The following is a 12,207-nucleotide window of genomic DNA, read 5'->3' as shown; positions in this document are numbered from 1 at the left end:
AAGAGTCTATGCAGACTGCAAAGAAAAGCATGGATTAAGGTTTACGAGAATAAGAGGACTAAAGAAAAATCAACAGGAATCGTTGATTATTTTTGGCTGCCATAATTTAGGCAAATTGGCGAGAATGAAAAAAAGGAGAGGTCTCATAAATACGACCTCACCGAACAAAAAAGAAAGACATATAAGGAAAATAGTACAAATTTGTCAATTTGCAAAAAAAATAAAAAGAAGTGGTAGATTTAATAAAAAATTCTACCACTTTGTCAACAGCCTGAAATGACTGATTTTCAGTCATTTTTCTTTTAATAATAAATTCTTATATCTGTTAGTGATGATAAAATGGACATCTTTCTTTGATACATTGTTGATTCAAATGAGAAAACTCACATTTTTCATCAGTATCTTCTAATAGAATACCATACGTTTCTTCAACGAATTTGATAGCTGTTTTTAACGAAAGATAAGCATTTCTTTTACAACATCTTGGTCCTCCAACTTCAGCTATGTTGCCAAGTGCTAATGAAGTCAGTTTTAAATTATCTTTATAATATTCATTATCTGATAATGGTGTTGTCTGATGAATAATCGCTAAAGCTGCACCAACAGAAGAACTTGATCCACAAATTCCCCATTGTCCACAAGTTGCTCCTGGCATTTTCTTTCCTCTGATTTCTAATTCATCTAAGGCTTTTGGAAAATCAAATTCAACTCCTACATTATGCATAGCAGTCAAAAAAGCAAAACCATCAATGATATGATGAATAGGTCCATGGATTGGTATATTTTCAATTTTCATCAATTTTTTCACAATTTTTATTGGATTTTGACTTGCTTCTTTTAAACATATATCTTTTATCATTTGCATATTTTCATCCATAAATCTCACCTCTCTCTTTATTGTATATAAACATTCTTAGACATTCAATAAATTCAAAAATAAAAAGATGAAATCATTATAATTCCATCTTATGAATGTTTTCTTTTATAAATAGAAACACATATCAAATAACTAATAATATTTAATATAATTGCAAGAATACTTCCAATTATGATAATAACATACATTGGTAATGATAGTAAATAATCTACTGTAAAAGCAAAATGTAAAATAATATAAGCAAATGAAAATGTAATCACAAAAATCATATAAACAACAGTTCCTTTTTTACTTCCTAACCAAAAGAAACCTATACTCGTTAGTGAGTTCATAATAAAGGAAAGAATAAATCCTAACATCCATATGAAAAATGAATTTTGAACGGATGTCACATGATAAACACCAGTAAATAAACAGACAATAGGTAATGAAAGACATAATTGTACGAATAATGTAAATAAAATAGTAGATATAAATTTAGCTTGAACAATTTGTTCTTTTGTGATAGGAAATGTTAATAATATCTTATCATATTTGGATATTTCATCTTGCTCCATAGAATACTGTAATATTGAAATGCCAATCATTGGAAAGGCAACAACAACAATAAGAATCATACTATAAATACTTTTCATTAAAATTAATATAGCGATTAAACATAGAGATGAAATAATCATACCTATTAGATTTTTCTTGATAAAAAAACTTTCATAACAATCTTTAATCATAATTCCTAGCATTGTTTTTTCACCCCTTTGGCATAAAATAACATAATTTCTTCAATAGTCGGTCTACTTATTTCTAAATCCTTAAAAATTTCTTGAATTTGTTGTCGATTTTGTATCAAAATAGATACGCTATAAGGTTCAGTTATATAACTGACAATATCATCATGAGATAACGTATCAAGCAAATTTTGATTCCCATGAATAATCCCATAATTTTCTTTCATATCATCATAAGTCTGCATAAATAGACATTTTCCCTGATGGATATAAACAATATAATCAGCTATTTTATCTAAATCACTGGTAATATGTGAAGACATAATCACTGTATGATTCTCATCTTCAGTAAAATCTCTAATTAAATCTAAAATTTCATCACGAATAATAGGATCTAATCCACTAGTTGCCTCATCAAGAATAAGCAATTTGGCATCATGACTAAAAGCTATAGCAAATTCAAGTTTCATTTTCATTCCTCTAGAAAAGAATTTTAATTTCTTATGATAAGGTATATCAAATTGTTTTAAATATTTTAAATACAACTCATGATTCCAATTTCTATACGTATGACTTAAAATACGATCAATCCATTGTGCAGTTAATTCAACATCATAATGTGATGTTTCAAAAATAACAGCTAAATCTTCTTTAATCTCTTTTTCATATTGATGAAAATCTTTTCCAAAATAAGATAATTTCTGATATTGAGATTGAACAATTCCAAGTATAGCATTGATAAAAGTTGATTTTCCTGCCCCATTTTCACCAACAATACCTACAATTGTTCCTTTAGGAATATTAATTGATATATCTTCTAATATAAAATCTTTATATTTCTTTGTTAGATTTTTAATTTCAATAGCATTATCCATAAACTATTTCTCCTTGTCTATTTCCTCAATCATTTCTATTAATACTTTTTGAGAAATGCCACTTTCCTGAGCCAATGAATATGCATCTTTAATTAAAGATTTGATTCTTCTTAAATTTTCTTCACGAATAAAATCTTGGTTTTGACTTGCAACAAAAGCTCCTTTTGCAGGAATAACAACAATAAATCCATCTTTAGATAACTCATCATAGGCTCTTTGAGTTGTAATAATACTGACATGTAAATCCTTTGCTAACTTGCGCATAGACGGCAAAGAATCATTTGGTTTCAATTGGCCATTCATAATCATTGCTTTGATTTGAAAGACAATTTGTTCGTAAATAGGCTTTGAACTTGTTTGGCTTAATATAATTTCCATGCATCTTCTCCTTGTAATCATATATACTGTACATATCTTACATATACAGTATATATGATTTTTCTATATCTGTCAATACTGTATATATACAGTAAAAACAAAAAAAGAATGCTTATTTTCATAAACATTCTTAATCTTTTATTTTATAAATTCAACAACACTTCTTATCATAGCTCCTGTTGCACCAGTACCATCATTGTCCGCTGTTCCTGCAATATCTAGATGAATCCATTTTGTACCTTCTTCTACAAAAGCATTCAAGAAATTAGCCGCAATGCTTGCTCCTGCACCAGGTTTTCCCATAGAATTTTTGAAATCTGCGCTATTTGATTTAATTTTTGCGAAATATTCATCATCCATTGGTAATCGCCATCCCTTTTCATCGGCTGCTTTCATGGCTTGTTCAAATTCTTGATAATAGGCATCATCATTAGCGAAAACACCTGTATAAACATCTCCTAAAGCAGCTACACATGCTCCTGTAAGAGTCGCTAAATCAATAAGATGACTAGCTCCTAGTCTTTGTGCATACGTGATAGCATCACATAAGATCAGTCGTCCTTCTGCATCTGTGCTTACGACTTCGACTGTCTTTCCTGATAGTGTTGTGATGACATCCTGTGGTTTATAGGCTTTTCCATTCACCAAATTCTCTGTCACTGGAATGATTCCATAAACATTTGTCTTGGCTTGGATACCAGCAAGAATCTTCATGATTCCTAAAACATCTGCTCCTCCACACATGTCATACTTCATGCCATAGCTGTTTGATTTGAGGTTGTATCCTCCTGAATCAAATGTGATTCCTTTTCCTATCACGGCTTTATGCGGTGCATTTCCATTATGCGTATACTTCAATACAATCATGTAGGCTGGTATATGACTTCCCTGATTGACGGACAGAATGCCTCCTGCTTTCATTTCCTCTAAGGCACTCTTGTTGAGTATTGTATATTCAATGTTATACGCCTTAGCCAGTTCGACAGCTTCTTTCACCATGTCTTCTGGTGTCATCAGATTGGATGGTGTATCGGCAAGTCTTCTGGCATAGTTGATACCTTCTCCATAGATTCTTCCTGTTTCGATATCCTTTTCAACATATCCTGATGATACAATATCCAAATCAGCTATCATTTTCACATCATGTCCAATCTTGCATTCCTGATACTGGGCAATGATATGTGATTCTACCCATATTCTGACAAAAGCATGCTTATCAATGCCTTCATCAAGATGATCAGTCATCAGCTGAACAGGTTCACTGATATTTTTTGAGATATTCAAAACTAACTTTCTAAGTTTGGCTGTAGTTAGTTCACTAACATCACCAAGACCAACAAAAAGAATATAAGGAAAATCATATTTTCCAAGTGTATAGACTTTTGTGGATTGATTGAAGTCTTTATTGATGGTTGTGTTGATATCATATCCTAAGGTATCACATATATCATTCAAGACACTTTGATGGTGATAGATCGGATAAATCATTATTTTATTGTCTGGTTGTTTTAACTGTTTCATGAAACAATCCTCCTTATGATATATATCATATCACTTTTTGATAACGAAATAAAATAATTCATTAATTTTACCCTTAATCCTATAATATTTGCTTATTCTCTTATTTTTAAAGAGAATAAAAAAATATGAAACATATTGTTTCATATCAAAATAGCCAATCCCATATCAAGGATTTTGTTTCTATATCTTCAGTTGTTTCACAATAATTGACCTTTAAATCTCCTGTTAAGGTTTTCCCATTTCCTTTTCCTAAAACAATAGTATAAACACCCTGGTTAAAGGTTGCCTGATAATCACTCTGATGATCAGCTAAAGCCTGATCTGGATTATCAACCCCTTTGACCCATTCTTTATAATCTGTTAGTAATTGATTTTTTATATCATACATGTCTTGAATATCAGTTTGTTGATAACTGTTAGATATAATTTTATATTTAGGAATGTCACTTTTCGCTTCAACACTGACACATAACATGCATACAAGTATAATAAAAACGATTTTTTTTATATTGTTCATATTGTTTATCACCTCATATGTGAATTATGAACATATATAAAAACTTTATACCTCAATAAATAATCTTTTTTGAAGAAGATATTGCCAGACTTTAATAAGTCTACCAATCATAACTGCTGAAATGATAGTTCCTATGCCTATTCCCATAATAGGATTATATGTTATCCAACTTAAAACAAGCGAACATAAAATCATAGAAATATCAAACATATTTTTGACATTATAGAAAGGATAATGGAAAACTTCACTTATTGTTTTCACAATGCCATCGCCTGGATTCAATACAAAGTTTGTTTCACTTGTCAAATAAACGCCTAAAGAAATACAAAGTAAAGCAATACATAATAGTAACAATGAATGTATAAAAGATGATGGTGCTATATGAATGATATAATCATAAAAGTCATTAAGATAACCAAATACAAAAGATAGCGGTATTTCTAAAAGGTATTCCTTAGTTATTTTCTTTGATAATAAACATTGTATTCCAACAAACACAATATACCAGATAATAGAGGCTGTTCCTAATGATATATGAAATATTTGACTTGTTGTATAAATGGAACTTGATAATGCAGCAACTCCTAGTCCTGTAGAAATATTCAATACAATTCCTAATGCTAAAAAATTTAAACCAATAATATAAATAATGATTTTTTTCATAATCTAACTCCTTCAATTTATACTTATTTTAATCAATTTATTATAATTGTCTCATATAAAAACGATATAATATAATAACTAAAAGTTATAATAAAGGAGTTTTTCTATGAATATTCAACAATTAAAATGCTTTGTCGAAGTTTCTAAAACTTTAAACTTTACAAAATATTTATTTCTCAAACAGCTGTTAGTAATCATATTAAACATTTAGAAGAAACACTTGGTTTTCATTTGTTTATAAGAAACAAAAAGCATGTTCAGTTAACTCAACAAGGAAAAATCTTTTTAAAAAGTGCTCTTAAAGTCTTGGAAGCAAATCAAGAATGTTATCAAATGATTCAATATTTACATCATGAAAATTTTGGTCAATTAAGAATTGGATATTTAAAAGGCATTGAACATTGCATTATGATTAAAAATATTCAGAACTTTTATCAACACAATAAACATATGGATATTCACCTTTATCGTGATTCTAGACAAGAAATTGAAGAGCTGTTAAAAAATCATAAAGTTGATTGTGTATTTACTGCTAGAGTTGGTCATGATCCTATTCCTTTTGAAGATCAGTTTGATTATCTCCATATTTATTCTTATTCTCTTGTTGTTGCTATGAATAAAAATCATATTTTATCTTCATATCCTTCTTTAGACTATTTTGATATAAAAAATCAAACACATGTGATTATGGATACAAGTCATCCTGATTTTAAAAGCCATGATTTAGATACTCTTTTCATGCATTTAGCTATTAGTCAGGATACTGCTATCTTAGCCCAATTTGTTGAAGATTATTATGCTTATCAAAAATATCTTTGCTTTTTACCTTTAAAAGACTTTTCTCAACAATTCCATATTTATCTGATTTGGCATAAAAACTCTCAAAATAAAAGTTTGAATGCATTTTTACAAAGTATCAAAAAAGAGAAAGAATAATGTTTCTTCCTCTTATTGATAGTCTTCCTGTACATCAAAAGCAATTAAATCATCAAAAGTCTGTCTTCTAATCACTAATTTACTTTTGCCCTGATATGTAAAAACAACAGCTGGCTTTGGTAACTGATTATAGTTAGAAGACATGGAATAATGATAGGCCCCTGTTGAAAATTGAGCAAAGATATCACCAGGTTCAGGATATGGTAACATAATGTCTTTAACAACAATATCAGCAGATTCACAAACCTTTCCAGCAACAGTCACTTTTGTATCACGACGTTCATAAGCTTTATTAACGATAATACCATCATATTGTGCATCATATAAAGCTGTTCTAATATTATCCGTCATTCCACCATCAACACTCATATAAGTACGAACATCTGGAATGTCTTTGACTGCTCCTACTGTATATAATGTAATTCCAGCATTACCAACAACATAACGTCCTGGTTCTACAAGTACCATTGGCATTTCCCAACCACGTTTATCATAACCATCTTTAATAATATTCATGATTTCAGAAGTGATTGTTTCAAATTCTAGTGGTTCATCTTTTTTGGTATAGGCAATTCCATATCCACCACCAGCATTTATCTTTTTCACCATAATACCTAATTGATCATATATTTCATAGGCAAAACGTACAAAACGATGCATAGCACTGATATAAGCATATAAATCAAAAACCTGTGAACCAATATGGCAATGTATACCTTCAAATTCAATATGTGTAGAATCGGCAATTTGTTGGATAGCTTTTAAATAAATGCCATTTCTAGCACTGAAACCAAACTTTGTATCCTTATGTCCAGTTTGAATATATCCATGTCCACCAGCTTTAATTTCTGGCACAACTCTTACAGTTGCATAAATGGTTTTATCGTATTGAGTTGCTATTTTTTCAATTAATTCTATCTCATAAAAATTATCAATCACAAAATGATCAACATCATGAGCTATCGCATAATCTATTTCAGATGGAAGTTTATTATTTCCATGGAAATAAATTTTATGAGGATCAAAACCAGCTTTTAAGGCAATAGAAATCTCTCCTGCACTCACACAGTCAATACCAATACCATATTCACTAGCAATTTTATATATTTCTAAACAACTAAATGACTTTGAAGCAAATAATGGCAAAACATTATCATACTTATCTAAAAACTTTGTTTTTAATTCTTCAAATTGATGTCTTATATGTCCTTCACTCATAACATAAAGTGGCGTTCCATATTTTTTAACTAAATCCATTGCATTGACATCATCAATATATAAACTACGATCCCTAATTTGAGCAAACTGTGTCTGTAAAACCATTGTTCTTCCCCTTTAATATAAATTCTTTAAACTAAATAAACCATTTTCTTTATCAGCAATCTTCAAACATGCTGAAATAGCCCCTTGTACAAAAACTTCTTTTGATAAAGCTGTATGTTTGACTTCAATAATTTCATCATGTCCCGCAAATAAAACACTATGTTCACCAAAAATTGTTCCAGCACGCACAGATTGAATACCAACTTCATTTCTTTCACGTTTATGATGAACAGTAGAACGATCATAAACTTCTTTTGTCTCTTCAATATCTTCATGAATCACATCATATAAAAGTTTAGCTGTTCCACTTGGTGCATCAATTTTTTGATTATGATGTTTTTCAATAATTTCAATATCATATCCATTTTCATAAAATTCTTTTGCTACTTCTTTGACAATCTTTGTTAACATAGAAACACCAAAAGATGTGTTATATGATTGAAAAATAGGAATTTGTGAAGATGCTTCTTCAATATGTAAAATTTGTTGTTCACTATATCCTGTAGTTGCTAGAACAAGTGCACAATGATTTCTAACACCAAATTTTAAAATATCATTTAAATTATCTGGATGCGAAAAATCAATAATAGCATCTACTTTTTCATGAACTTCATTTAAAGATGCATACATTTTTTCATCAATTTTCGCATCAAAGACAGGAGAAACAACACCAACTAAATTCATTTGGGCGTTATCTCTCACTGCTTGCGTTACTTTTTTACCCATTAAACCAAAACCATAAACCAATACATTCATATTAATAGCCCTTCTTTTCAAATCTTTCCATAGCATCAAATAATAATTGTTTATTTTTTTCTGTTGTTGGGATTAATGGTCTTCTGACCATTTCACCACATACACCCATTTTTTTCAGTGCAGCCTTAGGCATAATTGGATTGACATCAATAAATAAATATTTGCTGACATCATTGAAATCATATGCCATTTGTCTAGCTAAATCCATATCACCATGTAGCACAGCTTGAGCAAATCTTTCTGTTTCTCTTGGATAAAGATTAGATAAAACAGAAATGACCCCTTTTCCTCCCGCAGCAATAAACGGTAAAATATTATCATCACAGCCACTATACATATCAAAATCTAAATCTTTTGTATGTGTTAAAACATCCATAGCATAAGCAATATTATCAGTTGCATCTTTCATAGCCTTAATATTTCTATGTTTAGCAAGTTCTACAACTGTATCTACTGCAATATTCATTCCTGTACGACCTGGTACATTATATATAATCATTGGAATATCAACACGATCTGCAATATAAGTATAATGATCAATTAAACCTCTTTGACTTGTCTTATTATAATAAGGTGTTACAACTAAAATAGCATCTGCGCCAACTTCTTTTGCAAACTTTGCTTTTTTCAAAGCTGTTTCTGTATCATTTGAACCAGCTCCCGCAATCACTTTCACACCTGTTCCTTTTGTCATTTCCATGACAATCTTTGTTAATTCAAATTCTTCATCAATATGAATTGTTGGTGTTTCTCCAGTTGTTCCATTCACTAAAAGAGCTTGTACTCCACCATCAATCATTCTTTGCACTTGTCTTTTAAAGCCATCATAATCAATGCTTCCATCATCTAACATTGGTAATACAAGCGCAACTGCACTTCCTTCAAAAATTGGTTCCATAATTTTCCTCCTATTTATATTCATTTTGAATTTCTGACAAAGCTAAATCAACATATTCCAATGGAATCACACATGAAATAGATACTTCTGATGTTGTGACTTGAAGTAAAGGAATTTGATGTTTCCCTAATAATGTAAATAACATTGCAGCAACACCTACTTCATCTTTCATTTCATGACTTTCCAGTTTAATTTTCGCAACTTGTCTATTTTGATAAATTTGCATACGTGGATGTTTTGATCTTATCAACGATAAAGCACGATCTAAATTTTTCTGATCGTCTTGACTACATGTAAAATCAATACGCATTTCATCTTCTAACATCACTTCAGAAATCATATCTATATTGACATTCATTGAAGAAATGGTTTGAAAAATATCTCCAACAAATAATGAATTCTTTTCTACATTCATGAATTTAACTTGAATAATATGATGATCTGATTCAATCAATTTCAATATTTCCACCTTCTTTAAAATAAAAAATTGCAATGGTACCATTGCAATAATAAATATTATTTTATTAAGGCAATAGCACACCACTTCATTACAAAGTGACAGTGATATAGATATTCTCTATACCCCCAGGCAATAATCACATGCAAATAATTATCCCTTCGGCAATCGTTCCTCCTTCTTTTTAGTTGCATCTATTGATAAAAGAACTCTTAACTCTTGCACCTCTATCTTTTTTAATACTATCATATGACTTCATTGAAAGCAACCTTTATTTTTTGTTCAATTATGTTATACTTGTAAAAAAAGAAAAGAGGTTTTTATGATGATTATATTTTATACACTCCTATCCTTATTTCTTATTATAACACCTTTTCTATATTTTCTTCGTATATTTGAACATATGAAAAAAAGTTGGCGTTATACTTTATCTATTTTAACACTTATAGCCATCATAACACTTCTTATAGAAGTCATTTTTCAACCAACATCCTCTTTATGGTTTGTTTGGAACAATATAATAAATTTTTATATCCTATGCTCTTTTTGTTTTTTTATATGGATTGGTTTATATCATTTATGGTGTCATATCATTCATCATAAACATCATTCTTTTTTTATAATATGTCTTTTACTTGTATCTATTTCTATAACTGGTTTAGGATATAGCTCTCATTTTCATAAAGAGATCACAGATTACCATGTCACTATTCCTAAAAATACGACTCTTTCATCATTAAAAATAGTCTTTATAAGTGATATTCATATTGGTAGTGGAACAAGCCCTCAACAAATCAAAAATCTTGTTGATACATTAAATCAAAATCAATATGACCTCATTTGTTTGGGTGGTGATATATTTGATGAAAATTCTCCTCAAGACTATATCGAACAAACATTAAAAATATTATCTGCTGCTCATTGCAAATATGGTATTTATGCAATTGATGGTAACCATGAAAAATACATTTCTCTATCTAGTCAAAAACTTTATCAAAAATACAAAATCACTTATTTAAATGAAAAATTTGTATGTATTGATGGACTGTTTAATATAATAGGACGAGAAGATGTCAGTTTACATTCTTCAACTTCCATAGATACAATTTGTGAAAATATGGATAGTTCACTACCAACCATTGTTTTAGATCACAACCCTGGTCGATATAAAGAAAATCAAAAATATGCTGATATTCAGCTTTCAGGTCATACACATGCTGGACAGATTTTTCCTGGAAATGTCATTACCAATTTGCTTTATGATAATGATTATGGTTTATTGGTACAAGATCATCATTCATTAATTGTTTCCAGTGGTTATGGTTCATGGGGATTTCCTATAAGATTTATGACAAATTGTGAATATGTTGAAGTATATGTTTCATTTTAAGAAAAAATTTTTTTATGGTAGACTTTTGAATTCAAATAATATATCATATGAAAAGCGAGGTACAGGTATTATGGTTATAGAATTAGACAGTCAATTTGAAAATAGAAAAGAAATCATTGAAAATATTGTGAGAAAGGTTATTCAAGATCACAATATTGAAATATCTGATGTTTCTTTTGATAACTTAATTATTCATCTTTCTTTATGTATTTCTAGAGAAATCAATGGAACTTATATTCCAACAAGTGAAAGTCAGATTAATCATTTAAAAAGTCATGAATATTATGGTGTTTCTAAACAAATTATTGATCAGTTAGATCAACAATTTCATGTTGAAATTGATGAAAATCAAATTCAATATGTCACTATGTATTTAGCAAATATTAATCTGTTAGATATTGATTTTAATTGTGAGTTTGATTTATGTGATGATGAAACTGAAGATATTATTAATGAAACAATCAACCGTATTGAAGCCGATCTTCAATTAGATTTAAGAAAAAACAAAGAATTCTATACAGGTATAACACTTCATTTCTATCCTGCTTTAGATCGTTTACAAAACAATCATCAACTCACTAACAACCCATTAAAAGATAAAATTCAAGCTCAATTCCAATTAGAATATAAGTGTGCAGAAATTTTCAATGATATTGTCAATGAACATTATCATAAAAGATTTAATGAACATGAATTAGCTTATATTGCTTTACATTTTGGAACAGCTTTAAAGAAACAGTAATGAAAGTCGAAAGGCTTTCTTTTTTTTTGCATAAAATTTAACTTCAGTTAAATGTTGGTAATTGATTTTAACTCCATAAAAACGGTGTTAAAGCCCTTTAAAATAAAACATGATATTTTCATCAGTGCTATACTTATATCGAGGTGAAG

14 protein-coding genes, 2 pseudogenes and 1 riboswitch are annotated in these 12,207 nt (G+C 29.4%); of the genes and pseudogenes, 5 read left to right on the top strand and 11 right to left on the bottom strand.

Annotated features, from left to right (window positions below; all coding sequences use genetic code 11):
• A pseudogene (locus B5E87_RS15320) lies at positions 1-280 on the top strand (hypothetical protein); the annotation flags it as partial.
• A 45-nt stretch (positions 281-325) separates the two neighbouring features.
• On the opposite strand, the gene B5E87_RS13885 reads toward B5E87_RS15320, so the two are convergent.
• From B5E87_RS13885 to B5E87_RS13855, 7 genes are all read right to left on the bottom strand, one after another.
• Positions 326-877 carry a DUF5714 domain-containing protein gene (locus B5E87_RS13885; protein WP_087245856.1) on the bottom strand — a complete coding sequence of 184 codons (552 nt, stop codon included), beginning with the start codon at positions 875-877 and terminating at the stop codon, positions 326-328.
• A gap of 89 nt (positions 878-966) precedes the next feature.
• Entirely contained in the window at positions 967-1,617 is a 651-nt protein-coding gene (locus B5E87_RS13880; RefSeq protein WP_087245854.1) for an ABC-2 transporter permease, read from the bottom strand.
• The gene (locus B5E87_RS13875; RefSeq protein ID WP_087245852.1) at positions 1,611-2,477 is read right to left on the bottom strand and encodes an ABC transporter ATP-binding protein; all 867 of its coding nucleotides are present in this window, start codon (positions 2,475-2,477) and stop codon (positions 1,611-1,613) included. Before B5E87_RS13875 ends, B5E87_RS13880 begins: the two co-directional genes overlap by 7 nt.
• A gap of 3 nt (positions 2,478-2,480) precedes the next feature.
• Positions 2,481-2,855, bottom strand: coding sequence for a GntR family transcriptional regulator (locus B5E87_RS13870; protein ID WP_087245850.1), 375 nt, complete (start codon positions 2,853-2,855; stop codon positions 2,481-2,483).
• 138 nt (positions 2,856-2,993) lie between these two features.
• Positions 2,994-4,376, bottom strand: a complete 1,383-nt coding sequence (locus B5E87_RS13865) for a leucyl aminopeptidase family protein (RefSeq protein WP_087245848.1) — start codon at positions 4,374-4,376, stop codon at positions 2,994-2,996.
• A 145-nt stretch (positions 4,377-4,521) separates the two neighbouring features.
• Positions 4,522-4,893: a hypothetical protein gene (locus tag B5E87_RS13860; protein ID WP_241147190.1), complete on the bottom strand. Its 372-nt coding sequence runs from the start codon at positions 4,891-4,893 to the stop codon at positions 4,522-4,524.
• Positions 4,894-4,938: 45 nt separating this feature from the next.
• The gene (locus B5E87_RS13855; RefSeq protein ID WP_206399314.1) at positions 4,939-5,556 is read right to left on the bottom strand and encodes a YczE/YyaS/YitT family protein; all 618 of its coding nucleotides are present in this window, start codon (positions 5,554-5,556) and stop codon (positions 4,939-4,941) included.
• A gap of 165 nt (positions 5,557-5,721) precedes the next feature.
• On the opposite strand from B5E87_RS13855, the pseudogene B5E87_RS15740 reads away from it, so the two are divergent.
• Both B5E87_RS15740 and B5E87_RS13850 read left to right on the top strand, forming a co-directional pair.
• Positions 5,722-5,823: pseudogene (locus tag B5E87_RS15740) on the top strand (LysR family transcriptional regulator); the annotation flags it as partial.
• A 39-nt stretch (positions 5,824-5,862) separates the two neighbouring features.
• The gene (locus tag B5E87_RS13850; RefSeq protein ID WP_158095627.1) at positions 5,863-6,492 is read left to right on the top strand and encodes a LysR family transcriptional regulator substrate-binding protein; all 630 of its coding nucleotides are present in this window, start codon (positions 5,863-5,865) and stop codon (positions 6,490-6,492) included.
• A 12-nt stretch (positions 6,493-6,504) separates the two neighbouring features.
• Here B5E87_RS13850 and lysA read toward each other — a convergent pair whose 3' ends face one another.
• From lysA to B5E87_RS13830, 4 genes are read right to left on the bottom strand one after another with little or no spacing between them, the layout of a single operon-like run.
• Positions 6,505-7,815: a diaminopimelate decarboxylase gene (lysA, locus tag B5E87_RS13845; RefSeq protein WP_087245843.1), complete on the bottom strand. Its 1,311-nt coding sequence runs from the start codon at positions 7,813-7,815 to the stop codon at positions 6,505-6,507.
• 12 nt (positions 7,816-7,827) lie between these two features.
• Positions 7,828-8,571: a 4-hydroxy-tetrahydrodipicolinate reductase gene (dapB, locus tag B5E87_RS13840; protein ID WP_087245841.1), complete on the bottom strand. Its 744-nt coding sequence runs from the start codon at positions 8,569-8,571 to the stop codon at positions 7,828-7,830.
• Position 8,572: 1 nt separating this feature from the next.
• A complete protein-coding gene (gene dapA / locus B5E87_RS13835; RefSeq protein ID WP_087245839.1) occupies positions 8,573-9,469 on the bottom strand; it encodes a 4-hydroxy-tetrahydrodipicolinate synthase in 897 nt (298 codons plus the stop codon).
• Positions 9,470-9,479: 10 nt separating this feature from the next.
• Positions 9,480-9,938: an ACT domain-containing protein gene (locus B5E87_RS13830; protein WP_224759514.1), complete on the bottom strand. Its 459-nt coding sequence runs from the start codon at positions 9,936-9,938 to the stop codon at positions 9,480-9,482.
• Positions 9,939-9,994: 56 nt separating this feature from the next.
• Positions 9,995-10,164: riboswitch (Lysine riboswitch) on the bottom strand.
• Between the two features lie 165 nt (positions 10,165-10,329).
• Between B5E87_RS13830 and B5E87_RS13825 the strand changes: the two genes are divergently transcribed.
• Positions 10,330-11,316 (top strand): metallophosphoesterase, encoded by a 987-nt coding sequence (locus B5E87_RS13825; protein ID WP_158095626.1) that lies wholly within the window; start codon positions 10,330-10,332, stop codon positions 11,314-11,316.
• Positions 11,317-11,386: 70 nt separating this feature from the next.
• Entirely contained in the window at positions 11,387-12,058 is a 672-nt protein-coding gene (locus B5E87_RS13820) for a BglG family transcription antiterminator (RefSeq protein ID WP_087245858.1), read from the top strand.
• Positions 12,059-12,207 lie beyond the last annotated feature (149 nt).

This window comes from Massilimicrobiota sp. An142, from assembly GCF_002160725.1.
Taxonomy (GTDB): Bacteria; Bacillota_I; Bacilli_A; order Erysipelotrichales; family Coprobacillaceae; genus Allocoprobacillus; species Allocoprobacillus merdigallinarum.
This window is presented reverse-complemented; position numbering and strand designations above follow the sequence as displayed.

Excerpts from the sequence above, each read along its gene's own strand:
- B5E87_RS13885 (WP_087245856.1), bottom strand. The coding sequence starts at position 877 with ATGGATGAAAATATGCAAATGATAAAAGATATATGTTTAAAAGAAGCA.
- B5E87_RS13880 (WP_087245854.1), bottom strand. The coding sequence starts at position 1,617 with ATGCTAGGAATTATGATTAAAGATTGTTATGAAAGTTTTTTTATCAAG.
- B5E87_RS13875 (WP_087245852.1), bottom strand. The coding sequence starts at position 2,477 with ATGGATAATGCTATTGAAATTAAAAATCTAACAAAGAAATATAAAGAT.
- B5E87_RS13870 (WP_087245850.1), bottom strand. The coding sequence starts at position 2,855 with ATGGAAATTATATTAAGCCAAACAAGTTCAAAGCCTATTTACGAACAA.
- B5E87_RS13865 (WP_087245848.1), bottom strand. The coding sequence starts at position 4,376 with ATGAAACAGTTAAAACAACCAGACAATAAAATAATGATTTATCCGATC.
- B5E87_RS13860 (WP_241147190.1), bottom strand. The coding sequence starts at position 4,893 with ATGAACAATATAAAAAAAATCGTTTTTATTATACTTGTATGCATGTTA.
- B5E87_RS13855 (WP_206399314.1), bottom strand. The coding sequence starts at position 5,556 with ATGAAAAAAATCATTATTTATATTATTGGTTTAAATTTTTTAGCATTA.
- lysA (WP_087245843.1), bottom strand. The coding sequence starts at position 7,815 with ATGGTTTTACAGACACAGTTTGCTCAAATTAGGGATCGTAGTTTATAT.
- dapB (WP_087245841.1), bottom strand. The coding sequence starts at position 8,571 with ATGAATGTATTGGTTTATGGTTTTGGTTTAATGGGTAAAAAAGTAACG.
- dapA (WP_087245839.1), bottom strand. The coding sequence starts at position 9,469 with ATGGAACCAATTTTTGAAGGAAGTGCAGTTGCGCTTGTATTACCAATG.
- B5E87_RS13825 (WP_158095626.1), top strand. The coding sequence starts at position 10,330 with ATGAAAAAAAGTTGGCGTTATACTTTATCTATTTTAACACTTATAGCC.
- B5E87_RS13820 (WP_087245858.1), top strand. The coding sequence starts at position 11,387 with ATGGTTATAGAATTAGACAGTCAATTTGAAAATAGAAAAGAAATCATT.